The organism is Arthrobacter globiformis (genome assembly GCF_030815865.1).
Taxonomy (GTDB): Bacteria; Actinomycetota; Actinomycetes; order Actinomycetales; family Micrococcaceae; genus Arthrobacter; species Arthrobacter globiformis_B.
The window spans coordinates 2,824,104-2,849,103 of sequence record NZ_JAUSXI010000001.1; the positions used below are offsets into that span (position 1 = coordinate 2,824,104).

The 25,000-nt window shown below is 62.4% G+C and carries 25 protein-coding genes; 14 read left to right on the forward strand and 11 right to left on the reverse strand.

Annotated features, from left to right (window positions below; genetic code table 11):
• Positions 1–107 precede the first annotated feature (107 nt).
• The 3 genes from mgrA (at position 108) to QFZ33_RS12955 (ending at position 4,148) form a co-directional block, all read left to right on the forward strand.
• The gene (gene mgrA / locus QFZ33_RS12945; protein ID WP_307028027.1) at positions 108–1,154 is read left to right on the forward strand and encodes an L-glyceraldehyde 3-phosphate reductase; all 1,047 of its coding nucleotides are present in this window, start codon (positions 108–110) and stop codon (positions 1,152–1,154) included.
• 291 nt (positions 1,155–1,445) lie between these two features.
• Positions 1,446–2,456 (forward strand): aldo/keto reductase family protein, encoded by a 1,011-nt coding sequence (locus QFZ33_RS12950; protein ID WP_307028029.1) that lies wholly within the window; start codon positions 1,446–1,448, stop codon positions 2,454–2,456.
• 420 nt (positions 2,457–2,876) lie between these two features.
• Positions 2,877–4,148 carry an MFS transporter gene (locus QFZ33_RS12955; protein ID WP_307028030.1) on the forward strand — a complete coding sequence of 424 codons (1,272 nt, stop codon included), beginning with the start codon at positions 2,877–2,879 and terminating at the stop codon, positions 4,146–4,148.
• A gap of 201 nt (positions 4,149–4,349) precedes the next feature.
• On the opposite strand, the gene QFZ33_RS12960 is transcribed toward QFZ33_RS12955, so the two are convergent.
• The 5 genes from QFZ33_RS12960 to chvE all read right to left on the reverse strand — a co-directional run bounded on the left by QFZ33_RS12960 (position 4,350) and on the right by chvE (position 10,218).
• Positions 4,350–4,544, reverse strand: coding sequence for a hypothetical protein (locus tag QFZ33_RS12960; RefSeq protein ID WP_307028031.1), 195 nt, complete (start codon positions 4,542–4,544; stop codon positions 4,350–4,352).
• A 479-nt stretch (positions 4,545–5,023) separates the two neighbouring features.
• Entirely contained in the window at positions 5,024–6,241 is a 1,218-nt protein-coding gene (locus QFZ33_RS12965; protein ID WP_373427273.1) for an ROK family transcriptional regulator, read from the reverse strand.
• A 39-nt stretch (positions 6,242–6,280) separates the two neighbouring features.
• The gene (gene mmsB, locus QFZ33_RS12970; protein ID WP_307028035.1) at positions 6,281–7,483 is read right to left on the reverse strand and encodes a multiple monosaccharide ABC transporter permease; all 1,203 of its coding nucleotides are present in this window, start codon (positions 7,481–7,483) and stop codon (positions 6,281–6,283) included.
• Positions 7,484–7,485: 2 nt separating this feature from the next.
• Positions 7,486–8,994 (reverse strand): multiple monosaccharide ABC transporter ATP-binding protein, encoded by a 1,509-nt coding sequence (gene mmsA, locus QFZ33_RS12975; RefSeq protein WP_373427349.1) that lies wholly within the window; start codon positions 8,992–8,994, stop codon positions 7,486–7,488.
• 111 nt (positions 8,995–9,105) lie between these two features.
• The gene (gene chvE / locus QFZ33_RS12980; RefSeq protein ID WP_307028039.1) at positions 9,106–10,218 is read right to left on the reverse strand and encodes a multiple monosaccharide ABC transporter substrate-binding protein; all 1,113 of its coding nucleotides are present in this window, start codon (positions 10,216–10,218) and stop codon (positions 9,106–9,108) included.
• 287 nt (positions 10,219–10,505) lie between these two features.
• Here chvE and QFZ33_RS12985 point away from each other — a divergent pair, with 287 nt between their 5' ends.
• Positions 10,506–11,486 (forward strand): aldo/keto reductase, encoded by a 981-nt coding sequence (locus QFZ33_RS12985; protein WP_307028041.1) that lies wholly within the window; start codon positions 10,506–10,508, stop codon positions 11,484–11,486.
• A gap of 357 nt (positions 11,487–11,843) precedes the next feature.
• Positions 11,844–12,032, forward strand: coding sequence for a hypothetical protein (locus QFZ33_RS12990; RefSeq protein ID WP_307028043.1), 189 nt, complete (start codon positions 11,844–11,846; stop codon positions 12,030–12,032).
• 821 nt (positions 12,033–12,853) lie between these two features.
• Here the strand turns inward: QFZ33_RS12990 and QFZ33_RS12995 are convergent.
• Both QFZ33_RS12995 and QFZ33_RS13000 read right to left on the reverse strand, forming a co-directional pair.
• The gene (locus tag QFZ33_RS12995; RefSeq protein ID WP_307028045.1) at positions 12,854–13,741 is read right to left on the reverse strand and encodes an NAD-dependent epimerase/dehydratase family protein; all 888 of its coding nucleotides are present in this window, start codon (positions 13,739–13,741) and stop codon (positions 12,854–12,856) included.
• A 463-nt stretch (positions 13,742–14,204) separates the two neighbouring features.
• Complete coding sequence (locus tag QFZ33_RS13000) at positions 14,205–15,110, reverse strand: helix-turn-helix transcriptional regulator (protein ID WP_307028047.1); 906 nt, start codon at positions 15,108–15,110, stop codon at positions 14,205–14,207.
• A gap of 677 nt (positions 15,111–15,787) precedes the next feature.
• Here QFZ33_RS13000 and QFZ33_RS13005 point away from each other — a divergent pair.
• A complete protein-coding gene (locus tag QFZ33_RS13005; protein WP_307031801.1) occupies positions 15,788–16,633 on the forward strand; it encodes an aldo/keto reductase in 846 nt (281 codons plus the stop codon).
• A gap of 1,376 nt (positions 16,634–18,009) precedes the next feature.
• Here the strand turns inward: QFZ33_RS13005 and QFZ33_RS13010 are convergent.
• On the reverse strand, positions 18,010–19,068 hold the full coding sequence (locus QFZ33_RS13010) for an LLM class flavin-dependent oxidoreductase (RefSeq protein WP_307028049.1): 1,059 nt from the start codon (positions 19,066–19,068) through the stop codon (positions 18,010–18,012).
• A 454-nt stretch (positions 19,069–19,522) separates the two neighbouring features.
• On the opposite strand from QFZ33_RS13010, the gene QFZ33_RS13015 reads away from it, so the two are divergent.
• Positions 19,523–19,729 carry a DUF4177 domain-containing protein gene (locus QFZ33_RS13015; RefSeq protein WP_307028051.1) on the forward strand — a complete coding sequence of 69 codons (207 nt, stop codon included), beginning with the start codon at positions 19,523–19,525 and terminating at the stop codon, positions 19,727–19,729.
• A 144-nt stretch (positions 19,730–19,873) separates the two neighbouring features.
• Here QFZ33_RS13015 and QFZ33_RS13020 read toward each other — a convergent pair whose 3' ends face one another.
• Positions 19,874–20,311, reverse strand: coding sequence for a hypothetical protein (locus QFZ33_RS13020; RefSeq protein ID WP_307028052.1), 438 nt, complete (start codon positions 20,309–20,311; stop codon positions 19,874–19,876).
• Positions 20,312–20,386: 75 nt separating this feature from the next.
• On the opposite strand from QFZ33_RS13020, the gene QFZ33_RS13025 reads away from it, so the two are divergent.
• Entirely contained in the window at positions 20,387–20,665 is a 279-nt protein-coding gene (locus QFZ33_RS13025) for a hypothetical protein (RefSeq protein WP_307028054.1), read from the forward strand.
• 51 nt (positions 20,666–20,716) lie between these two features.
• The gene (locus QFZ33_RS13030; RefSeq protein WP_307028056.1) at positions 20,717–21,280 is read left to right on the forward strand and encodes a hypothetical protein; all 564 of its coding nucleotides are present in this window, start codon (positions 20,717–20,719) and stop codon (positions 21,278–21,280) included.
• 73 nt (positions 21,281–21,353) lie between these two features.
• On the opposite strand, the gene QFZ33_RS13035 is transcribed toward QFZ33_RS13030, so the two are convergent.
• On the reverse strand, positions 21,354–21,560 hold the full coding sequence (locus QFZ33_RS13035; RefSeq protein ID WP_307028058.1) for a hypothetical protein: 207 nt from the start codon (positions 21,558–21,560) through the stop codon (positions 21,354–21,356).
• A gap of 203 nt (positions 21,561–21,763) precedes the next feature.
• Here QFZ33_RS13035 and QFZ33_RS13040 point away from each other — a divergent pair, with 203 nt between their 5' ends.
• The 3 genes from QFZ33_RS13040 to QFZ33_RS13050 all read left to right on the forward strand — a co-directional run bounded on the left by QFZ33_RS13040 (position 21,764) and on the right by QFZ33_RS13050 (position 23,431).
• Positions 21,764–22,021 (forward strand): helix-turn-helix domain-containing protein, encoded by a 258-nt coding sequence (locus QFZ33_RS13040; protein WP_307028060.1) that lies wholly within the window; start codon positions 21,764–21,766, stop codon positions 22,019–22,021.
• Between the two features lie 356 nt (positions 22,022–22,377).
• Positions 22,378–22,632, forward strand: coding sequence for a hypothetical protein (locus QFZ33_RS13045; RefSeq protein WP_307028062.1), 255 nt, complete (start codon positions 22,378–22,380; stop codon positions 22,630–22,632).
• The gene (locus tag QFZ33_RS13050; RefSeq protein ID WP_307028064.1) at positions 22,592–23,431 is read left to right on the forward strand and encodes a DNA/RNA non-specific endonuclease; all 840 of its coding nucleotides are present in this window, start codon (positions 22,592–22,594) and stop codon (positions 23,429–23,431) included. The genes QFZ33_RS13045 and QFZ33_RS13050 overlap by 41 nt, the downstream gene beginning before the upstream one ends.
• Here QFZ33_RS13050 and QFZ33_RS13055 read toward each other — a convergent pair.
• On the reverse strand, positions 23,334–24,077 hold the full coding sequence (locus QFZ33_RS13055; RefSeq protein ID WP_307028066.1) for a TetR/AcrR family transcriptional regulator C-terminal domain-containing protein: 744 nt from the start codon (positions 24,075–24,077) through the stop codon (positions 23,334–23,336). The two genes, QFZ33_RS13050 and QFZ33_RS13055, sit on opposite strands and share 98 nt — an antisense overlap.
• A 180-nt stretch (positions 24,078–24,257) precedes the next feature.
• Here QFZ33_RS13055 and QFZ33_RS13060 point away from each other — a divergent pair, with 180 nt between their 5' ends.
• Both QFZ33_RS13060 and QFZ33_RS13065 read left to right on the forward strand, forming a co-directional pair.
• Positions 24,258–24,533, forward strand: coding sequence for a hypothetical protein (locus tag QFZ33_RS13060; protein ID WP_307028068.1), 276 nt, complete (start codon positions 24,258–24,260; stop codon positions 24,531–24,533).
• 215 nt (positions 24,534–24,748) lie between these two features.
• The gene (locus tag QFZ33_RS13065; protein WP_307028070.1) at positions 24,749–25,000 is read left to right on the forward strand and encodes a hypothetical protein; all 252 of its coding nucleotides are present in this window, start codon (positions 24,749–24,751) and stop codon (positions 24,998–25,000) included.

A 25,000-nucleotide genomic window follows, 5' to 3' on the forward strand; every position in this document is an offset into this window, starting at 1 on the left:
CGGCCTGGACTTGAAGCTTCAGCAGGAGAACGCCGACGCCACCCACACCGGCGAATCGACGAACACGAACAGCAAGAGCAGAACACCACCCGAAGGAAACATAGCCGATGACCTACACTCCCGACCAGGACCGCTACGATTCCATGCCGTACCGCAGGGTCGGGCGGAGCGGGCTGAAACTTCCAGCCGTTTCGCTGGGCCTCTGGCATAACTTCGGCGACGACAAACCGTTCGAAACGCAACGGGCCATCCTTCGCCGGGCATTCGACCTTGGCGTCACCCACTTCGACCTCGCCAACAACTACGGTCCGCCCAGTGGCAGCGCCGAAACGAATTTCGGCCGGCACCTCGCCGAGGACTTCAAGCCTTACCGCGATGAACTCATCATCTCCAGCAAGGCCGGATACCGCATGTGGCCCGGGCCCTATGGGGAATGGGGATCCAGGAAATACCTGCTCGCCAGCCTGGACCAGTCACTGGAACGCATGGGACTGGACTACGTGGACATCTTCTACAGCCACCGCCCCGACCCGGACACGCCCCTGGAGGAAACCATGGGCGCACTCGACACAGCGGTCCGCTCCGGCCGGGCCCTTTACGCGGGTATCTCCTCATACTCTCCGGAAAAGACCCTCGAAGCCGCCAAAATCCTGGCGGACCTCGGCACGCCACTGCTGATTCACCAGCCCTCGTACTCGATGCTCAACCGGTGGACTGAGAACGGTGACCCCAACCTGTTCCAGGCCCTCGAACGCGTGGGCGCAGGCGCGATAGCCTTCTCGCCCCTTGCACAAGGACTGCTGACCACACGCTACCTGGGCGGCGTCCCCGACGACTCCCGAGCGGCCGCGGGCAAGTCGCTGGCAAACAGCCACCTCTCTCCGGAAAACCTGGCCCGAATCCGGGGCCTGAACGATATCGCGGCGCAGCGTGGACAGACGCTCGCCCAAATGGCCATCACCTGGGTGCTCCGCCGCCAGAACAAGGGGATACCGGTCACATCGGCCCTCATTGGCGCCAGCAGCGTCCGGCAACTGGAAGACAATCTGGCGGCAGCTTCAGGCGCGGAGTTCACCGATGCTGAGCTACAGCGGATTGACGAATTCGCGGTCGAGTCCGACATCAACCTCTGGGCTGAAGCTCTTCAAGCCTAAGCCTGCGGTCCTCACGGAGTTTGTGAACACGGTGGAGTGATTCCAAGGCAGATCCTCGGGTCGGCGAACTGGTGGCCAATGAGGACGTCAGCTGTGCTCACAGCAACTTAAGCACAAGGCGATTGTTGTCTTTGCGACCGCTCATGGCATGGCCATCCGAGCGGGTTCCACCTGATTGAAGATTTCCCGAACCGGCGTTCTCTTGCATCGGGTGCGGGGACAAACAGAGGCTGCGGAGGGCGCTCGGAGCACTGCCCGCAACGTAAAACAATCTAGAAAGTAAGGAACAAAATGGAATTCAGATACCTCGGAAACAGCGGCTTCAAGATTTCGGAAATCACGTTCGGCAACTGGCTCACGCATGGCTCCCAGGTGGAGAACGACGTCGCCATCCAGTGCGTGCGGGCGGCGCTTGACGCCGGCATCAGCACGTTCGACACGGCGGACGTCTACGCCAACACCGCCGCGGAAACCGTTCTGGGCGAAGCGCTCAAGGGTGAACGCCGGCAGTCCATTGAGATCTTCACGAAGGTGTTCGGTCCCACCGGCCCCAAGGGAAAGAACGACCTCGGCCTGTCCCGCAAGCACATCATGGAATCCATCGACGGGTCCCTCAGCCGGCTGCAGACGGACTATGTGGACCTCTACCAGGCGCACCGCTATGACTACGAAACTCCTCTGGAAGAAACCATGCACGCGTTCGCGGACATCGTCCGGCAGGGAAAGGCCCTGTACATCGGGGTCAGCGAGTGGACCGCCGAGCAGCTCTGCAACGGCCACGCCCTTGCCAAGGAACTGGGCTTCCAGCTGATCTCCAACCAGCCGCAGTACTCCATGCTGTGGCGGGTCATCGAGGAGGAAGTGGTTCCGGCGTCGGAGGAACTGGGCGTCTCCCAGATCGTCTGGTCACCCATGGCGCAGGGCGTGTTGAGCGGCAAGTACCTGCCCGGCCAGCCGCTGCCGGAGGGCAGCCGCGCCACCGATGACAAGGGCGGTGCCAGGATGATCCAGCGCTGGATGCGGGACAACGTGTTGGCCGCGGTGCAGGAGCTCCGGCCGCTCGCGGAGGATGCCGGGCTGACCATGCCCCAGCTGGCGGTGGCCTGGGTGTTGCAGAACCCGAACGTTGCCTCGGCCATCGTCGGGGCCTCCCGGCCCGAACAGGTCGCCGACAGCGCCGCCGCCGCCGGTGTGCGCCTTGAACCGGACGTCCTGAAGAAGATTGACGCCGCCGTCGGCTCCCTCGCCGAACGGGACCCCGAGCAGACGAAAAATTCATCGCCCGCCACTCGGGAAGCGTAAAACAACGACAGGCCGGGCGGTCCTGAGCGGATGTCTGCCTTCCGCCACGAGTCTATGACACGGTGGCAGGAGAAGGACCGGCGGCTGTTCCGCTCTCGGGGGTCCACGCGGGAAGCCAGGGAACCTCCGAGAGCAGCGCAGCCGGTTTGAACTGGACGGGCTGAAGACTAAGCGGCGGGCCTGAGCAGCTCAATGAAGCGGGCATGTTTCAGATCCTCAGGTTGGATCGGGCCGGAGCCGGGGCGGGGCGACCTTTGCCACGGGGCACGAAAGATATCAGTGATGCTTTTGACGGTGCCGCTTTCCGAGAAAGCGCGTCACTGACGGCGCCCCCAACCGCCCACCCCGTCCATATGCCGGACGGGCAGCAAGCCTGCCCCGCCAGCGGCTCACACACCAAGAGAATTGGATTGGTTCCCCGTGTCCACGCACACCCCTGACACTCCCGTAGCCACGATGTTTCCGTGGATAGGCCTGCTGTCGCTCGCATCTGCGATCTTCGTCTCGGTCACCAGCGAGTTCCTGCCGACCGGGCTCCTCCCCGCCATGGCACACGACATGGGCGTAGGACTCTCCACTGCAGGATCACTTGTAACCATCTTCGCCGGCACGGTAGTTATCGCCACCACCCCACTCGCGGTGCTTACGAAGCGTTACCCGCGCAAGGCCCTAATCGTCGTGGTATTAATCGTCATTGCGCTGGCAAACGTCCTCGCTGCCTTCGCCCCGAGCTACGGGATACTCGTCTGCGCCCGCGTTCTCGGCGGCCTGGCGCACGGCCTGTTCTGGGCGGTTGTCGCCGCCTACTCCGCCCATCTCGTGCCAAAACACCAACTAGGCCGCGCCGTTGCAATTACCGCGGCCGGAGGATCAGCGGCCTTCGTGCTCGGCGTACCCGCGGGCACAACTCTCGGGCACGCGCTCGGGTGGCGGGCTGCGTTCGCAGTTCTCGGGGGCATCGTGCTTATCATCGCGGTCGTTGTTGTCAGATTCCTCCCGCCGGTGAACCACCAGGTAACGCTCCAGACGGGGGAGTCGCCCCTGCCGCTCCACAAAGACCCTAGCCTTCGCGGGGTTATCGTTGTGTGCGGCGTCATCGTCATCATCATCGCAGGGCAGAACACCTTCTACACGTATATCGCTCCGTGGCTCATCCAAGTAGCTCATTTCCCCCCGCCGTCGGTCGCCTTCCTACTCTTCCTGTTCGGCGGCTCCGGAGCTATCGGCCTCGTGCTCGCAGGTTTTGCCGCCGACCGATTCCCGAAGCGTGGTTTCGCTCTGGCTGTGCTCGCGGTGATGGCGTCCGTTCTCGTGCTCGCACTGGTTTCGGCAAACCCCGTCCTCGTCGTCGGGGTATTTGTCCTTTGGGGGGTCGCGTTCGGCGGCCTCCCGGCGATGCTGCAGACGCGCATGCTCCACACCGCGTCATTCCGAATGCGAAACCTTGCAGCAGCGATACAGACGACGGCCTTCAACGTGGGGATTGGCGGTGGGGCGCTCCTGGGTGGGGTCCTGCTGGACGGCGTCGGCATCCGGTCACTTCCAATCGTCGAGGTCATGCTCCTCACCACCGGACTCGCCGTGCGCCTGGGAGCGGATGCCGGACGTTCCGGTCGCTTGAAATTCCTTTCGCCAGCCAACCAGGGAAACAAGTCCGTTCCGGCTGCAGCGTCGCGACGAGCAAAGGAATGAATGGCCCGGCTACGTGAGCGTGACAGGCACCTGTTCCGGGCACCGAGCGGTCAGCAACACTTCGCAGCGGTGGTCAGGGCCGCTCTCACGGCACTGGGTCAGGTTCTGAGTCGAGCCAGCGGTGACGCCGTGTAAGGCAGAGCCGGTCCCTGGATTTCCGCCTGAGGACGTAAAGGTCACGTGAACGCATTCCCGGTTGATTCAAGGGATCGACCAGATCTCATAGCCCTCGGTATTGCTGATCAGCTTCCTGCCGTCGTTCCCGTCAAAGCGCAGCCAAATGATCGAGTCGTCGGCTGTAGCGTCTTCCACCTCGGCCGTGCGAACGTAGCGGCCGTCGAGTCGCAGCTCGACGGTACGCCCCACCAGCATGCGCCAGTCGTTTACCTCGGGCATCAGTTCTTCCTTTTGTCCGGCTCGCGGTCTACCTGCTCAACTTTCCAGCAGCACTGGCCGTGACCTCGGCCAACGACGAATTGCCGTCTGGGTCGGGTGGGATCGCACTCTTGTCAGTGAAGCATTTATCATCCATGTGATTTGGAAATGGCCCTGGCCGGTGTGGTCGGCGGTTGAGCGTGCAGGGCCGGGCTTGGGCCGCGCGATCAGGACTCCGGGACGGTTAAAGTCTCCTCGTGACTCTCCTGCCGCAACGCGGGAGCCGACGGCGGTCCAGCACAGAGCGGCTGAGCGGAGGTGCGGAGTGGGAGGGCACGGTTGACGATCGCCTGCCCAGGCTCGGTACGACGCCATTGCAATGGTGCGGCCGGTGGTTCTGGTTCTTGGGCCGCACCTACGCTTACACCGCCGGAGCTCTTGCTGTCGTGTGCGAGGCAGTTGGACCGGCAGTCGGTTGCGCGGGATCACGCATGGAAGCCCTATGCTGTCCCGGCCGGGTCAGAGAGAAGCCGGGCAAATGCCAGTTCCGCCGCGCCAACCAACAGCAACTCGGATCCGAGGACCGCCCTTTCGATCTTGACGGCCGCTCCCAGTCCCCCAATAGTGTCCTTTGCCACCGCCGAAATAAGGCGCTCGGGGTTTAGGGCGAAGATTGATCCCAGAAAACCGCCGAGCACGATTATCTCGGGGTTGAAAATGTTCACGAAATTCGTCAGAGCCACGGCAAGGAGGTCGATCTGCCTTTCAGCTTCCTCTGCCAGTTCCGGGGACGGATGCTCGGCAATTGCCCTCTCCAGCTCGTCCTGGTCTGCCCGGACAAGGCCGAGCGGAACGAGCAACCGTTCGAGGCGAACTTCGGCGTCCAAGCACCCGTTCCGTCCGCAATGGCATGTCTCCCCGTTGGTTCGCACCAGAGTATGGCCGAGTTCGCCGGCAAAACCTGCGGAACCGCGCAAAGGCTTGGCTCCGGAGATGACTCCGCCGCCGATGCCGCTGGCACTGCCGTTTAGGTACACCACATCCGAGAACCCGACGGCGGCCCCGTAAATGCTTTCTGCGAGGGATGCCAGAGTGGCGTCATTCCCGGCACGCACGGGGCGGCCCAAGGCTTGCTCCAGGGAAGCCGACAGTGGCTCGTCGGTCCATTGGAGGTGGGGGGCCAGGAGTATCTGCCCGTCGGAGGACCTGACCAGTCCTGGAACGGCCACCCCGACTCCGGTAATCCGGTCCATGGACTCCAGGTCGGCTTGCATTCCTTCGATAATTGCCCGGCTGATGTTCACTGTCTCCGCGACGGAAGGCTGGGTGGCGGCCTCATAGCGGATCCTTCGATGAACCCGGCCGCCGAGGCCGATAAGGCCGACGGTCACGGCATCCACGTCCGGGTTGATGGCCAGGGCGGCAATGTTCTCGTTTGGATGAACAAGGGGGCTGGGCCGTCCGACACGCCCTATGGCAGGCGGTTCTGTTTCATAGGCCAGTCCCAGGTCGCCGAGCTCGGCGACAAGAGCGCTGATGGTTGACCGGTTCAACCCTGTCCGCTTTGTCAGGTGGGCACGCGATAGGGGTCCCCCTCTGTGGAGCAGGCTCAAAATCAACGCCAGATTGTTGCCCCGGATGGCGGCGTCCGCGTTCTGGAGCGGTTTCGCGCTGGTTCTTTGCGCACCGTCCAGCTTGGTCAGGTGTGAAGCCGTCACCCTATGCCTCTGCCTCTCGAAATTAGTTGTAGTCGCTGCTCATCTTCCCCCTGATCGGCGCTTGTTGAAAATATCGAACGCGACGGCCAGGAGAAGCACGAGACCCTTGATAGCCATTTGCCAGGCTGCGTCGACGGAGAGAATCGATAGACCCATATTAAGCACACCCATAACGAGGCCTCCGATGACCGCGCCGACGACCGTTCCTATTCCACCCTGGACTGCGGCACCGCCAATAAAGACGGCTGCGATGGCATCCAGCTCATAGTTTTGCCCGGCAGAGGCTACAGCGCCGCCTGCTCTGGCAGTACTGACAACGCCTGCCAATCCCGAGAGGACTCCGATGTTGACGAAGATCAGGAAGTTGACCCATTTTGTCTTGACTCCTGACATCTCTGCCGCGAAGAGGTTGCCGCCCATTGCATAGATGTGGCGACCGAAAACAGTGCGGTTCAAGACAAATGTGTACGCCAGAATGAGGGCGGCCAGGATAACCAGGATGATCGGGGTGCCGTTGTAGCCGGCGAGCAGCCAGGTCAATGCCATGATCCCGACGACGGCTCCAGCCGCCTTAATGCTGAATGATGGGAGAGGCTCTCTCGGCAGGTCAAGGCGTTGGAGGGTCTTCCGGGTACGCAGAAGTTGGAGCACGAGGGCTGCAGACGCGACTATCCCGATCAGAAGGGTGAGAGTGTCCCGCTTTGCGAGCTCCCCAAAGACTGGTGGCAGCCAGCCGGCGCCAATGGCGGTAAACGGTGCGGGCAGTCCGCTGATGGTTCCGCCGGTCAGCAGGACTAGGGTCAGTCCGCGGAACAGCAGCATACCGGCAAGGGTAACAATGAAGGCGGGTATCTCCACGAAGGCGATCCAGAACCCCTGCCAGGCACCGATCACTGCTCCCAGAAGCAGGCCGAGGATTACCGCGGCCCACCAGGGCAGGCCCCAGTTGTTCATGGCAATGGCGGTCACGGCGCCAACCATTGCCACCACTGAGCCTACGGACAGGTCGATGTGCCCGGCGATGATAACGATGACCATTCCGATGGCCAGGATCAGGACGTAGGCATTTTGTTGGATGAGGTTGTTCACGTTGCCCGGCAGGAGGAGCCGACCGTTGGTCAGGAACTGGAACAAGGCGACGATGATGACCAATGCGGCCAGGAGTCCGTACTGGCGAAGATTGACTGCGGCTTTTCGCGGGGGGGCCTTGGGCGTGGGCCTGAGGGTGGTGTCGGTACTCATGGTTAGTCCTTTCCAGCAGTCATGTAGTGCATCAGCACTTCCTGGTCCGCCTCTTCGCGTGGAACTTCGCCGGTGATGCGGCCTTCGGAGATGGCGTAGATCCGGTCCGAAAGGCCCAGTAGTTCCGGAAGTTCCGAGGAGATGACGATGACAGCTTTTCCTTGTGCTGCTAGTTCGTTGATGATGCCGTAGATTTCGTATTTGGCGCCGACGTCGATGCCCCGGGTGGGTTCGTCGAGGATGAGGATGTCCGGCCCGGAAAAGATCCATTTGCTCAGGACAACTTTTTGCTGGTTCCCGCCGGACAGTTTTCCGGTTATGGCGTCGACCCCGGGTGCCTTGATGTTCATTCGTTCCCGGTATGACTCTGCGACCTTGTACTCCCTGTGGCGGTCGATAACCCCCCACCGTGCCAGCTTGGACAAGGCGGCAGCTGAGACATTCACGGTGATGTTTCCGATCAGATTCAGTCCATACCGTTTCCGGTCCTCCGTGGCGTACGCGAGGCCGTTCGATATTGCCGCTTCCACGGTGCGGACGTCGATCGGCTTTCCGTGCTTGAAAACCGTCCCGGAGATGTTTGTTCCGTACAGCCGCCCAAAGATACTCATCGCCAGCTCCGTTCGGCCGGCCCCCATCAGCCCCGCGAAGCCGACGATTTCTCCTGCCCGAACGTGGAAGGTTGCGTCGTCCACGACGCGCCGGGTGTGATCGACGGGATGATGAACCGTCCAGTTTTCGACGCGGAATATCTCTTCGCCGATTTCGGCCTTCCTCGGCGGGAACATGCTGGTCAATTCCCTGCCCACCATTGACCGGATGATGCGGCCTTCGGTGGCATCTGGACCGTGCATGTCAATTGTCTCAATCGACTTTCCGTCCCGGATGATGGTGACCCGGTCAGCAATGCTGCGTATTTCTTTCAATTTGTGGGAAATGATGATGCTGGTCACTCCCTGTTCACGCAGGTGTTCCAGGAGATTGAGCAAGTGCTTGGAATCTTCGTCGTTCAGGGCTGCGGTCGGTTCATCGAGGATGAGCAGCTTCACTCTCTTGGACAGTGCTTTGGCGATCTCCACCAGCTGCTGTTTCCCGACCCCGAGTTCAAGCACCCGCGTGGCAGGGCTTTCCCTAAGGCCTACCCGCGCAAGGAGAGCCGATGCCTCCAGGTTCGTCTTGTTCCAGTCCACGACTCCGTTTCGCGCGCGTTCATTGCCGAGGAAAATGTTCTCTGCGATTGACAGGTAGGGGCTGAGCGCAAGTTCCTGATGAATGATCACGATTCCCTTGGCCTCGCTGTCGTTGATCGATCTGAAGCTGGCCTCTTCCGCTTCAAACTCGATGACGCCGCCGTAGGTTCCGTGTCCGTAGACGCCGGATAGAACCTTCATCAACGTCGATTTGCCTGCGCCGTTTTCTCCACAGATCGCATGGACTTCGCCCCGGGCAACCTCGAGCGAAACCCCGTCCAGCGCCCTTACCCCACTGAAGTCTTTGGTGATGTCCAGCATCCTCAGGATGGGCACATTCACGGTTACTTCCCTTCGTTGTGGTCTCAATTTTCCGGATGTCAGGGTGCCCTGACCGAGAGACGGCCGGGGCACCCTGGAATGGGTTCTAGGTCAGAGACCGACATCGGATGACTTGAGGAAGCCTGAATCAATGAGCTTCGACTTGACTGCGTCCTTGGTGACGACTTCGGGGACCAGCAGATAGGAAGGAACCACCTTCTTACCATTGTCATAGGTCTTCGTGTCATTCACCTCGGGCTTCTGCCCGTCTGCAATTGACTTCACCATCTTGAAGACCTGCTCGCCCAGCGCGCGGGTGTCTTTCCAAACGGTCATCGACTGCTCGCCTGCGAGGATGGCCTTGACATTGGCTTTGTCAGCGTCCTGGCCAGTGATGATCGGGTACGCCGTGCCCGGTTTGTAACCTGCCGATTTAAGGGATGCCTCGATTCCAATGGCAAGGCTGTCGTTCGGAGAGAGGACGACGTCCACTTTCTTTCCTCCGCCATAGAAAGAGGACAGGCGGTTGTCCATTTCCGCCTGAGCCTTGTCGCTGGCCCAGCCCTGAATGCCGATGGACGCCCATTCAGCGGCGGATTTCGGAGCCTTTCCGGACGGAACCGTCAACTGGCCCTTCTGGATATAGGGGGAAAGTACATCCCAGGCGCCCGAAAAGAAGAACTTCGCGTTGTTGTCATCGGGGCTCCCCGCGAACGCTTCAAGATTGAAGGGCCCCTTGCCGTCCTTCAGCTTCAAGGTCTCCTCAACGTACTGGCCCTGGAGCTGTCCCACTTTGTAGTTGTCAAACGTCGCGTAGTAGTCAACATCCTCGGTGCCGTTGATCAGACGGTCATAGGCGATGACAGTCGCATCCTGTTGTTTGGCCTCAGCGAGGACGGGTGCCAGGGCAGCGCCGTCGATGGCGGCGACGACCAGAATCTTTGACCCGCCAGCCACCTGGTTCTGGATCTGGCTGATCTGCTGGTCCGTCTTGTTGTCCGCGTACTGCAGATCAACGGTGCAACCGGCAGACGCCAACTTTGACTTAAGACCCTCACCGTCATTGATCCAGCGCTCCAGACTCCTCGTCGGCATTGAAATGCCGACATTGCAGTCCTTTCCGCCGCCGCTTGCTTGTGGCGCATCGTTGCCGCCGCAGGCAGCGAGCGAGAGACTCAAGGCCGCAACCGTACCGACGGTCGCAAGGGATTTGCGTAGTGACATGTTGTTTCTTTCTTCTCTGAACAGGACAACAGCTGGATGTATCGTCGCCGTACTTCTTGGTCTTCTGCCAAGGAACGGGACGGGCCTGGAAAGGCTTCGCAACGAGACCGGCGTAATTGTTGTAGTACCAAACTTATCCCGCATCGCGCCGTGATGCAAGTCTCAGCCTCGCCATCGCGCGCCTTGCTAGGGCCGGAATGGGAAGCGGTGCGTCGCTCGTCCTGCAAGCACGGGCGCCTCGCCGCGGATAAGTTGAGGCGGACACCTAAAGCACATATAGTCGGGGGATGGAACAGCGCATCTTAGGCAAGACCGGACGGAACGTTTCAGTCGTTGGACTGGGAACCTGGCAGCTCGGCGCGGACTGGGGCAACGTTGACCCGGCACAGGCGCAGGCCATCCTCGCGGCGTCTGCTGAGGCTGGCGTGACCTTCTTCGACACGGCGGACGTCTACGGGGACGGCCGCAGCGAACAGGCCATCGGGGCGTTCCTCGCCGACAACCCGGGCACGGGCATCACGGTGGCCACGAAGATGGGCCGCCGGCTGGAGCAGCGCCCGGAGAACTACAACCTGGCCAACTTCCGCGAGTGGGTGGACCGTTCGCGCCGCAACCTGCGGACCGATGCCCTGGATCTGGTCCAGCTGCACTGCCCGCCCACCGCGGTGTACAGCCGGGCCGAGGTGTACGACGCCCTGGACACCCTCGTGGCCGAGGGTGCCATTCGTAACTACGGCGTCAGCGTGGAGCGGACCGATGAAGCACTCGAAGCCCTGCGCCACGACGGCACCGCCTCCGTGCAGATCATCCTGAACGCCTTCCGGCTCAAGCCGTTGGAGGAGGTGCTCCCCGCTGCGAAGGCCGCCGGCGTGGGCATCATCGCCCGGGTTCCGCTCGCCTCCGGCCTGCTGTCCGGCAAGTACACCAAGGACACCGTCTTCGCCGCGGACGACCACCGCAACTACAACCGCGCAGGCGACGCCTTCGACGTCGGCGAAACCTTCTCCGGAGTGGACTACGAGCTGGGGATCAAGGCGGTGGCCGAGTTCGAACAGCTGGTGCCGGAGGGCTCGGGAACCGCGCAGGCGGCCATCGCATGGGTCGCCGCCCAAGACGGCGTCACGTCGGTCATTCCCGGGGCCCGTTCCGTGGAGCAGGCCCGGGCCAACGCCGCCGCCGCGGCCACGGTGCTCAGCCCGGAGTTCGACGAAGGCGTGCACTCGATCTACGACCACTACTTCCGCGAGGCTGTCCACCCCCGCTGGTGAACGCAAGCCAGGGCTCTGACAGCCCCATGGCTGTGTCGCGGGAGGGGCTCACCGCCCGGGCCGGGGACAACATTGCCACACGGGGAAACGCCGTCGGCTGGTTATGAACCGCGGCAAAGACTTCGTGAAAACAGCGACGTGTGGGATGTCCGCGACGTCCACCCCGACGGCGCTGTCACCGGCCCGGCACCGGTCACACGGCTGCACCATCAGCCCCCGCCCTCCTACGTTCGGGACCATAGGGTGGTCAATTAGGCCGCCACCACCATCCAGCGCACCCAGGGCATCACCTGCTACGTCACCCATACCCTGAGCACTTCCACCTTTCGCAGTCCCTGGCCTACGCGGCTGCCTCCCATGGCCGGGAAGCAAACCACCCCTACGCGTCGTAGGGGAGGGGGAACCCTCGCCGACGTTCCCGCCGCTGTGGCGGCGAACCACGACGGGAACCTCACCGTCCGCGAACAGATCCACGCCGCTGGCGCCGCTGCCCGGCCCCTGCCGGACAATGTCCGCGGAGTACCGGGACATCGACGCCCAGGCTAACGGGCTGCGCATGGACAACATCGCTCGGCGCGAACTTGGCGACGCTACCGCCGAACCATTTGTCAGCTTCCATGCCTGGGGCGCCGTCGCGACCCACGTGGGCAAAGCGAAGAACGACGGGGAGGTTGCGCGTGACCTTCCCAGATCGAGGCAGCCTGTGCAGCGGGCTCGCCGCCGTCGACCAGGTGAACGGCGCTTCGGATCTGGTTGTCGGTGACCCGGCGTGGTCGGCCGTCACCCAGGTTCTTTTCCGGCTTTTCTGCGTTTGCTGATGGAATCGGTGACGCGTTCACTTGATCTCGTGCCCGAGAGCGGTCATCGTGAACAGCGTCGACCCTGGGCGGCATGGTGGGGCTCTCCGTCAGGCCGTGCTGGACGGGGAGAGTGCCTGACGCAGTTGATAGGTGGAGCCGCGGCCGCAGGGGTGAACTTCTCCACCCGGGACTCTCCCGAACCGGTGGTAAATGTGTGGAGACCGTAATCAGTGACGTCATCAGTTGCGCCTGGGCCCCGAAGGCGTACAGGAGCGTCATGGCGGTCTCGGCGTCGACGCCGTCCCTCTTCCGGTGGGAGGTGGCGGTGCGGTCTGGGGCTGGACGGCACGGCAGGCGCCCAGGTCAGCAAGTACACGGCGATGTCCATGAGTGCGCCAGCGCCCTCCTGACGGTTCCACTGTCGAGTCTGTGTGCCGGCATGCAGATATCACTCATGACAGTTGTCTCTTCCTGGTGCTGTTGCTACTCCCGCTGGTTGCCTCTTGCTCTTTGATCGGTGGAATTTTCTGGGTCTTATCAGCGTCTTCCGCGGTTGGGGGACTGCTTTTACTTGTGGGGAAGGGCTTTGCCGTCGACATCGAGGTAGTCCCGCCAAGACCGTTTCGGCGTCCATCCGAGCATGCGCTGGGCTTTGGCGCTGGAGATTCCCGAGGCGTCCGGGCGTGCTGTGGAGCGGAGTTCGATCTTGTCACCGTAGTAGGTGTTGAGGATTTCGCCGAAGTTCCGTCCTCCGACGTTATCCGGGGAGGCAATGTAGAAGACCTCGTGTCCGGGTAGCTCAGATTCTGTTGCCAGCACGATTGAGTCGGCAAGGTCGTAGGCGTCGACGTAGCTCCACAGGTTGGGGCTGAGGACTGAGGCGTCGCGAACCTGGGGGCCGAGATTCTGCTCGTAGTTGCTTTCGTTCTGAACCCAGCTTGGGCGTAGCGAGATGCAGCGGATGTCCGAGCGCCGGACTGCGGCGTCCATTAGCTGCTCGCCAAAGTGCTTCGAGAGTGCGTAGGGATCTTGTGGGCGGATGGGGTGTTCTTCATCGACGGGAGCGTAGTCCGGCAGGAAGTCGCGTTCGGGGAAGAAGAAGCCGGGAACGGTCTCGCTCGAGATGTTAACGAAACGCTTAATGCCGAACCTGATCGAGGCCTCAAGGATGTTGAAGGTCGCCATGAGGTTTGTTTGGAAGACGACCTGGGCGGGGTTCCCGGTGGGCTCCGGAATCGCGGCGGCGTGCACTACGGCGTCTGCGTGACGCACGACGGCGTATGCCTGGCCGGCATCTGTGAGGTCGGCCTGTTGGTAGCTGGCCGTTCCTTCTTCGGGACGGTCGAACCCGGGTCGCGTAAGATCCACCGCGAGAACATTGTGGCCTGCATCCAGAAGCGCCTGGGTTGCAGCGCGGCCGACTTTACCGTGGGCGCCGGTGATTACTACTTTCACGATTGTTGCTCCTTGTTTGATGTGCGCGCCGCAACGGCGCGCTGTTTGTTGTTTGCCGGTCAGTTCGGTTTTCTGTGCCACATGTTCGGAGCGACAGCTCCAAGATGATTACTCTGCTGGCTGCTTGCTGCAGTAGGCAGAAATGCCCAGGAGGATAAGCGCGTTCTGGATCGGGAGGAGCAGGGGGTCCCACTGCCGTTCTTAGTGGCCCGCGCCCGCTCCACCAAAGTGACTTGTTCCACCGATGACGGTTGCCCGGTGGGCAAGAGTTGAGCGTCCAGCGGATCCCGCTGCCTTGGAGAAAAGCGCTGCGGCCAAGAGCTCCCAGTTGCCAGCCCGTTCTGCCAGCGCAGCCTCTGCTCCGGCCGCCTGCACGAAGGATGGGTTTTCCGGTTATCGGGGGGTGCCGGCATCAGAATCGCGCTGAGGGGCTGGACGCTACCGGATGGCTGGTGGTCCCAGGTCAGGTGGCGCTGGCGGCCCCGGAGGCGTCTTCGTTTTCCGGTGATCGCGACGTGTCCGTGACCGCCATTTCTTCTGCTCCCAAGCTGCCGAGCATTGTGAGCGAGTCGGCAGATGGCGAACCTGGTTTCGCTGAATACACGCGAAGCACCTGATCAGGGTCGTCACGCGGTGTGAGGTCTTCAGAGTTCAGTTCCAGGTCTCCGACGACCGGGTGGCGGAGCCGGATACTTCCCGCGGAGCCCGTAGCCACCCGGTGCCCGGCCCACCACTGCCGGAATTGCTCGCTGCATACCGCGAGTTCGCCGACGAGTTGGTTGGCTTGGGCGTCGTTCGGATGCCGACCAATATCCACGCGCAGTGAGCCAGCAGCCTCCGACGCTATGGACGGCCAGTCCCGGAAGAGGTCGCGTGCGAGCGGATCGAGGAAGATCCACCGCGTCAGGTTCCTCTCCGCCGCCGGCATGGCAGGGAAGTCGGCGAGCAAGAGAAAAGCCAGGCGGTTCCCGGCCAGCACATCGCTGCGGCGGCCCAGTACCAGAGCGGGCACGTTACCAACGGCATCCAGGAGCTGGTGCAGCTCGGGCCGCACTGTCTGCCGCGGAATCGGAGGACGCCGGGTGTTCGCGCAATTCTCTATGAGGTCGATCATGTGCGCCTGTTCGCCGGGGTCCAGGCGCAGGGCCCGGGCCACCGACTCCAGCACGGCACGGGAGGGATGGATGTTGCGGCCTTGTTCCAGCCGCGTGTAGTAGTCCGTACTGACGTCAGCCAGCCGTGCAACCTCCTCGCGCCGAAGCCCGGGGACCCGACGGCCGGCGGAACTCGAGGCGAGCCCTGCGTTCTCCGGCCTCAGACGTGACCTCATGGCCTTGAGGAATTTTCCAAACTCGGCGCTCTGACCCATGTGATCCATTCTGCCGTGCCTGGCCCCTGGCTTTCCACGCCGAAGGTAGGACTCCCAGTCCTAGGAATCGCAGGGTGAGGAAAACCTGCTGATATCAGTTCCTCACGTGCGTAGGATCGTGTTCAAACCTCTCGATGGGAACTTTCGCTACCCGTACGCTTGCGGGCTCGAAGGAAACCAAGCCAACCACGCAAACTCCTCGATTCGATCTGGAAATCGTCCCCTATGACCGGTGCTTGGGACGTGTTGACAGTTATTGCCGACTGGTTCGAAGGACCTTGAACGACAAGAAGATGATTATGGATAATTCGCTAGGGATGGCTTTCATGGTCATCCATTCCATGAAACACGACAGCGGCATTGCGTTGCCGAATACACGTTTTGCGTGGGTGCGCCGTACCCGTCTTGTACCGAGACGGCGGGATCGTCTGCGGGGCTGGCTGGCAAGCGTTTTACACCGCGCTGCCTGGGCCATTGAGCCAGCCCCGCCGCCAGAGGCTGCCACACGGCCGTGAGGTCCCCGCCGCCGTCGCCGGCGGCGTCGGATTTCATCGACGGTTCGGCCGTCGGACTGTCTTTGGCTTAGCCGGAGCCAAGCCGTTTCGTGCCGAATTTTCGGCTGCGCTCCGACTGCACCAAACCAACCAACCCAACCCAACCCAACGGAAGAATCGATGATGGCCCAGACACAAGAAACCGCTGTTCCCACCGTCACCCTCAACAATGGCGTCCAGATCCCGCAACTCGGATTCGGCGTGTTCCAGGTCCCGCCGGAAGAAACCCAACGCATTGTCGAGGATGCCCTCGAAGCCGGCTACCGCCACATTGACACGGCCGCCGCGTACCGGAACGAGGCCGGCGTCGGAGCCGCAATTGCCGCGTCGGGGATCCCCCGGGAGGAACTCTTCATCACCACGAAGCTGCGCAACGGCGAGCAGGGCAAAGCAAACGAAGCGTTCCATAACAGCCGCCACGCCCTAGGGGTCGACTACGTGGACCTCTACCTGATCCACTGGCCCGTGCCGTCCCAGGGACTCTTCACCGAGGCATGGAAGCAAATGGAAAAGCTCTACGCCAACAGCCAGATCCGAGCCATCGGCGTCTCCAACTTCCTAACGGACCACCTGGACACGCTCCTCGCGTTGTCGGACGTTGTGCCGGCCGTCAACCAGATCGAAATCCACCCCACATTCCAGCAGCAGGAACTGTCCGCGAAGAGCCGCTCCCTGGGCATCGCCGTGGAAGCGTACAGTCCCCTGGGCCAGGGCGCGGACCTCAAGGCAGCCACACTGAAGTCGCTGGCGGCTAAGTACGGGGCCAGCCCGGCCCAGATAGTGCTGGGATGGCACCTCGCACAAGGCACAATCGTCATCCCGAAGTCTGCAGATTCGACCCGCATGCGGGAAAACCTGGCAGCCGTGAGTCTCACGCTCACCCCGGCCGAGGTGGCCGAAATAACGGCTCTGGAGTCAGACGCCCGTGCCGGTGCGGACCCAGCCGTGGCAGCACACAGCCAAATGTAGGCGGTTGGCAGCTAAACGAGGGCCGAAAACATCACCGCGCCGCCTTCAACACACTCACCCTCGAGGCTAACGGTGTACCGGGCCTGCTGCCTGATTCTGGGAGTGGTCAGGCGCCCAGCGCCAACTCGGCGGATCGTACCGGGACTCGTAGAGACTTGAGCAGCGCAATAAAGTATCCGGCGAGCCTAGGCGCGGGCGGCCTCGTCGAATGTTGAGCACCAGGAACAATTCAAGCCCAATCCATGACATGTCAGCGCCTAAATGTAAATATTGGGCTGATTTGCTACACACATGGGCGCGGGCCGAGCAAGTCGATGCCGGGCAACTGCACTGCCGCTGCGCCCTCGGAGATCGGTGAACCGTGGGCTGCCGCTTTGTCATGCACGTTTCCGTTCTTTCGTTCATGAGATGCCAGAAGGAGGTGAAGCGCCATGTTGATTCTTGCTGGATCCGAGCCCGAGACGTGGCCCCGTGCGTCCGTGGTGGATTCAGGCTGCTGGGCACTCCCGGCCATCCCGCCGGAGCTCGGTGACAGCGGGCGGAAAGAAGGGCGGCGGCAGTCAGGACGTGCACCCGCGTGGACTGGGGCTCTCCACTCGAGAGTGTCACAAACTGGCAAAAAACCGGGTGTGGACATTGTCCACACCCGGGGCTCGGGCAACATGACCTGAGAAAAATCTGACGTGGATTTCTCTTCTGCGTCGTTGGTTGTTCACCGGGCTCCTCCTCGGTTCGTGGTGTCTTCCTGCTACTTCATGGTCGGTCCGGGCGAGTGCGACATGACTCGTGGCCTACCGGTTGGGAGTCGGTTCCGCCGGATATCCAAAAGCGGTCTGACACGGGTTACCGTGCCCAACGGTGAGCCAATATCGCCCTACATGTAGCTCATGAAGCTCACCGCTTTTCCTTCCTGGTTCGAGGATTTTCCGTCGATACCTGTTTATGGGTACCTCCGGCGTCTACTACATAACGCCATGAATTTTTCCCACGATGTCCCGAAGCGAGGTACCTGCTGCCTGGCTGGTCTTTCATGTCTGTTCATCGCTAGCCTGATGGATGACGACGGAATGGTTGGACGCCGGAGCACCCGCTGGCCGAAACGAGCCCTTCGTCAACCGACGGTCGGACGTGGCTAGAAAGAGGCCTGTCCCCGGCGTGGTGGTCCTGGAAAATTGTGCCGTAGCCTTCGCGCTCGTAGATAGCGACTTACGTCCATGCGTTGGCGGTGCCTGGCGCGTCGCGAGAAGCGGTGCAGTGCTGACGGTGTTAGTTGGCCGAGGTCATTTGTGGCGTGGGGCGCAGCCGGGCTGCTCCGGCAGCGCCGCAGCCGCCGCGTCAGGAGTACCCAACGCATTGATGGTCGCAGGCGGTCCCGCCTACTGCCGGACTCGCCCAGCCTCAGCCGGAGTCCATCCGAGCGCGGGACCTAATGTGCCGGCGATGTCGCTAAGGATCTGGACGTAATCCTCCTGGTCGAAGCTGAAGGGCAGTGCGAAGGCCACCTCATCGACTTCCTGGAATCCAGCGTGTGCGTACAGTTGCTCGGCGATTTCATCGCTGGTGCCGATGAGATCCGGGGCGAACAGCATGCCCTTTGGCCCCTGCGGCGCCCGTGTGCGGGGAGTGCGTTCATCGACGTACCGCTGGTACTTCTCCCGGTGGCCCCGCGACGCTGAATCGGTCGGGATCACCACCAGGCCCTGCGAGACCCGGGCCGGTCCACGCGCCCGGGTTGACGTTGCGGCGGCTTCACGGAAGGCACGGATCTGCGATTGCTGAATGCGGGCAAAGTCCGGTTCCTGATTCGTTTCGGGGAAGACCACACTGCTGGAGAGCAGATTGAAGCCGTTTGCCCCGGCCCGGACGGCCGACTTCCTGCTGGCCGCCCCATACCAAAGGCGGTCCCGCAGCCCGGGAGAGTGCGGCTCGACACGGTTGGAGAATTCCTCGACCACACCTTGCCTGCCGGAAAAGTCCCGCACCGGTTCCCCTGCGATCAGACGGGCAAGCCGATCCACGCGGGCGTAGCCGAAGTCCTCCAACTCCGAGGAATCCGGGTACAGCTCGTGCTTCACGGTGTCGTAGTGCATCGGTTCCCCCACGCTCAGCCCCGGATTGATTCGTCCCCCGGCGAGCAGATCCACGGTGGCCAGGTCCTCGGCCAGGCGCAATGGGTTTTCCCAGCCCAGCGGGGTCACGGCCGTTCCAAGCTCAATCCGGGAGGTGCGCTGGCTGGCAGCCGCCATCATCGCAATGGGGGAGGAGATTCCGAACTGCAGATGACGGTGGCGTAGCCAGGCGCTGTCGTATCCAAGCCGCTCGCCAAGTTCAATGATCTGCAACGTGGATTCATGGCCCGCGGCGGGACCCGCCGGATCGAACAGGCCAATAGTGAGGAATCCAAGCCTGCGTAAGGGACGTGAGGGATCGGGCATGAGCTTCCTTCCGGATCGGGTACAGCTGATCCACAGAATATGCGCCCGGACCTGCGCCAGTGTAGCCCTTGAGACACCACCACCGGGCAGTTTCTCGGGCAAGGCATACGCTCACGGGGAGGGCAGTATTCACCCGCGAAACTTGCGCCAGAGGAGTGGCCCAAGGGTGTCGCCTGGAGGACCGGCTAACGGGTTGGCACGAAGAACAACCTCATCGTGCCTCGCGATGCCAAAGTGCTGGCCGGGATGCGGCGAGCCGCGCAAGTACATGTTGGTGTGTGGGCCGATCTGCTCGGCGCGGATCGTGACGCCGTCTTGTTCAGTGTCGCTGGCGTGACCTTGACACCGCGCGCGGTCGAAACCCTTGAGGCGCCGTCGATCACGCCCGGAGGAGCACCCCGCCGCATCGAGTAGCATTGCTCCCAATTGACCAGCAACGGAAGGAAGCCGTGTCATGCAGTATGTCGTCGTGCAGGTGATCCTCAAAGAGAAACTGTGGGGAACCGGTTCGGGCAACCTGACCTCCCTGGAGAAGGCCATCAATGATCAGGCCGCCAAGGGCTACCGACTCCACACCATAACCACCTCCAGCAGCGGGAGCAAGGGAATCGGCGGCGGTGACCGCATCCAGGCAACGATGGTGTTCGAGAGCCTCGGATAATCGCACATCGCGAAACGAGCTCTGGCGTCTGGACAGCCCGGCGCACTCCGACGTGACTGGTTCACTGTCCTAGGCGGCCGGTAGACGATGGTCCAACGGTTACCGGCCGAATCGGCGCCATCGTCTTCCCGTTGCTACGTTTGGTTAGAAAGCCCTGCCATCACCGGGCCAGCCTTCCACCGCCGGATTAGGTATGCCAGCCAGATGGTGGCCGCCATCGGCAGCAGTGGGACCACTGGCTGGCCGATAGCCACGGTAACGGCGAAGAGGACCCAGAGAAAGCCGGCCAGGACCGCATTGGGATTCAGCGCGAAGCTGTCTGGTCTCCATCTCCAGGACAGCTCCGCGGATCAGGGGACCGAAGATGGCGGCCAGCACGCCGGCCACGAGCAGTGAACGCCACGGCTGCCCAATGCCCGCCGCCTCAGCGCCGGATCCCAACATTCCGCTCAGCAGGATGAACCAGAAGAACACCGTCCAGCGAACCAGGCGCCTCCGTTTCGACGGCATGCCCTCGAGCGAGTCCGGCGGCCAGGATTGCCACTCGTACTTGTTGCCGTCCTTGCCCGCCCCTGTGGCCATAGCCATAGAGTAGTGGTGCTTCAACTGATACAGTCTCGGCATCGTCAGGTGGAGCGGCGGGCAGGAGGCGGCCACATGGAATTCGTCGTGATGTATAGCCTCAGCGAAGGCATCGATCTGCCGCGCGTTCTTGAAAGGTACCCGCGCCACAAGGCCTACTATGAAGCGTTCCACGCAGGTGGCGGCGGGCTCCTCGCGCTGGGCCGGTTCCAAACAATGGATCCGGCCGGTGCGTCGATGGCGATCCTCACCTCGCGCGAGGATGCTGAGCGCTTTATCGCCGGTGATCCGTTCATTCTCGAGGGGCTCGCCGCTCCACGAATCCTTGAGTGGAACGCCGTGCGCTTCGACTAGGCGCACCCCGTGCTAACCCGCCGATGCAGCTAGGAAGCTGGCCTGAGCTCTATGACACCGAACCATCAGCAGCTGATCGGACTCCTGGCCCGCGCCGACCCGGGGTTTGCCGCCGGGGACTTCGCCACGAGGTTCAGGAGCGCTTCCGGGCCGGAGGGCGAGACGGGCTCTTTCCGGTACTTCCCGGGCGGTTTCTGGGAGGTCAGCAACGACGGTGCCGGCCGCTTCCTCATGGCTCCGTGGGGCACGCGTGTTGAGCTGGAATCAGGTCTTGTCGAGGAAGGCCCTGGCAGGGGCACGCCACCCCGTACACCTCCGTGGTCCCTCGTGCTGCCGCGGTATTCGACATTCCTGGGCCGGGAGGATGATGACTGGCAGCTGGACGTCAGCCGGTCTCTGGTGGAGGAACCCGGCGTGCTGACTGCTGCGCTGACGAATCTGGAGGACCCCCAGTACAAGGGCAGTCTGACAGTCAGCACGGAAACTTTCACGATCACTTCGGTCGACCTGGGCCACATGGTGCAGACGCTCGCCATCGTCCGTACCGAGCCCAACGATGAGGACCGGGCAGTCTTGGAGAACATCAAGACCAGCATTACGGGCGGCGGTGGCTGATCAGGATTTCGCGGCGCGACCATGATTAGCAACCCGCGGCCGCCTTGGGACTCTCTTTTGCCGCGGGTAGTCCTCAGTGAAGGGTGCTGAAGATCAAGACGGCTCCCATGAGGCCGAACACGGCCCCGGCCAGCATCGCGAACCGAAAACGGGGGGTAGCGGCCTGTGCTTCCCGTGGCGCCAGCTTCTGTTGCCGAAGGGATGTGACAACGCCGGCTGCGGAGAACGAGACCGCGAGCAGTAAACAGGCGATAGCGGTGATCTGGACAGCTGCTCTCATGCGAGCCCCTCCCGTTTCGCCTGCGCCAGCGAACACTACTCGTATGCTGGAGCAAGTCTTACGGCTCGGCATTGAAAGCACCAGAAGGGCGGCTAAAACTCTTCCGGTCTCGGTTGTGTCGACACGGTGCAGCAGTGGTCTGTCGCCCTCCAAGCATTCTCCAGAGCGCCCGATGAGAGCGCACCCGCGCATAGGATGGTCAGGTGTCCGATAAACCCAAGAAAACCCGATTCCTGACTATCGACCAGGCAGCTGAAGAGCTGAACGTGAAGCAAAGCCTCATCCGGTCACTGATCAGGAGCGGTGAGCTTCGCGCCATCCAGGTCGGCGGCCGGGCCATCTGGCGCATCGGGGCCAACGACCTCGAGGACTATATCGCCGAAGCCTACCGGCGCACCGCTGAGTGCGTCGCTGCCGGCGAACTCAAGGACGACGGGGAGGCTGACGCGGAGCAGGCGTGATGCACCTCGACAATCACCGTGCCGATCAGGATGCATCATTTGGAAGACACTCCGCGCTGTACCCGCAATCCTGTGGGTGCCCGGGAGGACGATGGAGCTATGACGGCTCCAACTGTGGATGTTTCACGTGCTGTCGTTCATGGCGCTCTCCGTGTGCGTGTTGCTCGGGCCCTATGGACCGCGCCGGTCGTGCCGATCGGGTTGGCACGAGAGGCGCATCACGGTCACGGCTTAAAGGTAAGAATGCTGAGCGTTGGTGTCCAGCCCGAATAGTGACCTATCCGGGCAATGCGGCACACCACTCTCGGCAGGGCCCGTTCCGGTGGTGGTCACCTGGTGCTGGCAAGGTCCGCCCCATGAAGGAACTGCTGGCAGACCTGACCGCGACTCCCGGCACTAGGGCGACGAACTATGCCGGCCGGGAAGGCCTAGACGAGAACTTCCCGGGCCAGCATCTGCCCTTACCGGCCCTCGCCGCCGGTACGAAGACCGCGCTGCTGCCGTATACGCACTTCTCGATGCTGATGCGCCTGGACAAACGTCTGGCCGCGGTCACCGGTGTGGGGATCGATGGCGAGAAGCTCATGGACCTGGACCGGTCCGGGGATTAGCTGGCGGCTGGATCCCCGGCTTCCCGCGGACCAGCAGACGTGGGAGCGCGTATACGCCGCGAACGACCTCGACCGTGGCCACCTGGTCCGTCGCTCATCGGCCGTCTGGGGCGACACCATCGCAGAGGCCGAGCGGGCCAACGAGGACACCTTCCATTACACCAACGCGGCCCCTCAGGCGGCCCAGTACCGCAGCCGGGTCGTGGTTTTTACCGGTCCGATCTTCAGCGATCTCGATCCGGTGTACCGGGGCGTGGACATCCCGCTGCGCTTCTTCAAGGTCGCCGCCTTCATCCACCAGGGCGGACTGGCGGCCACCGGCTACGAGGTGGACCAGACCCCACAACTAGCCAACATGCCGGACGTGCCGCGGCCGGGAGCTGTTGAGGACGTCCCGCCGCTGAGCCCGTTCCGGACGTTCCAGGCCCCGATCAGGGACATCGCGAAGCTAACCGGCCTGGACCTGGACCAGCTGATCACCGTGGACCGGACGCCCATCGCCGTGACCCTGGGTGCTGCCCGGGGCGGGTCCACCTGGCGGGAACTGGGTGCCTCGAAGACCTCGATCCCGATTTCGACCTGGAGGACTAGACTCTCGGGCCGTCGCCGACACGCAGCCAGGATGACAGCGTGCCACGACCACCCAGGCGCCGACGCGCCCACATCCTTCGTCGGGTTCCAGAAAGGCCTCGCGCGAACAGTCACCGCGGCCCTCCGGTTTGCTCCAGGGGTGCGTCACCGTCGGAGTGGTGGTGGGTCGGGGAGAGTTGTGTTGCGAGGCCTGAAAGAAGGATGGTGAGTCCTTGGTCGAGTTCGGCGGCGCCGTCGTAGTCGGCCAGGACCGAGCCCAGGGCGCGAAGGTGGGGAAAGTCTTTGGCCGGAAGGCGGTGCAGGCCCAGGCGCAGGATGGCTTCGTTTTCCTCCGGGTCCACAATGTATTCCTGGAGTTCGTTCAGGAGGTGTCCGTAGAGAAACCCGTAATACGCGCGGTAAACATGCAGGGCGTCTGCCGGCGTGAAGCCTGCCTCAATTAACAAAGCCAGGATCTGTTCCAATGGACGCAGAGTCCCCAGCGGACGCATACCCAAGGGAGTAGACAGCGGCCGGGTAACCAGCAGCGGGACGACATTGGGGTGCCGCAGCGCCAAGAGCCGGAGGTCGTGGGCAATGCGGCGCAACTGCGCCTGCCAATCCGGGTCATCAGGAAAAATGGCCAGTTCGTTCAGCACCATTTCAGTGACACCGTCCAGCAGGGCTGCACGGTTGGCTGCATAACGGTAAAGGCTCATCGGATCCCGATCGAGCTCCTGCCCCAAACGACGCATAGACAGGGCGTCCAGTCCTTCCGCGTCCACGAGCGCCAGCGCGGTGGAAAGCACGAGATCCCGGCTCAGGCGCACCTTCCGGGCACCTCTTAGGTTGTCGGATTTCTCGGGAGAGGCCATCGGCGGATCCGTTCCTGGTCGACATGTCAGGCCCACCCATGCAAAAGATACGTAAGCTTGCTTATTATTTCGTCTACATCTAAAGTCTACAGTGTAGAGAAGTTGTCGACATGGTTTCAGAAGAGGGATCAAAGTTTGCAAGGCCGCCACGGCTGCTCACACCACCTCAAGGAGAACCACATGACTACACACTCCCAGAACGAACACTCCACCACTGTGCGCAATGCCAACGACATCAAGGTTTCGACCCGGACCCTCGAGTTCGCCGTTTACGTAGCCGCGGTCATCGCCACGATCATCACCGCCGCAGTGGTGGGGGACAATGCAAGCGAAAACGGTGTAGACGTCTTCAACGCCAATGACGCCATGCAGTACATCACTTGGCTCACCGTCGGCCTGATGGTCTCCCGCGGCCTGGCGAAGGCCGGCAACCGCGTTCACCGCAACAACGCCTAATCCGCGCTTTCCGGCCCCGGCCGGAAACTGAGAGATCCTGGCGCGGCACCTAGTGGTGCTGCGCCAGGCTCATCCTGGTCTCACCATTGTTTAGCCTGCCGGTGGAAGAACCCCCGATACTCCCGCAGTTCCGCTCAACGTCCCGTGCACGGCATTGAGCTTGAGGCCGCTGTAGCCGAACGGCGGACACGCGCACCGTAGTGAAAAGAGCCACCATGGCACATTCACAGTTCGACCAGTTCCTCCGGGAAGCAACCTACCGTGACCCGGAGTCGGACTCGACTCTTGACAGGGATGCCTTCTACGGGCTGTACACCAGCTGGTGCTACGTATCCCAAACCCCGCGAGAGTCGGAGCACATCTTCTGGGGAGCGATGAGACACCGCATCCATCCCAGATACAAACTGCGCATGAAGGGCCCTGCGGCTGCGGACTACATCCTGACCAGCTACCACGCCGTAGTCTGA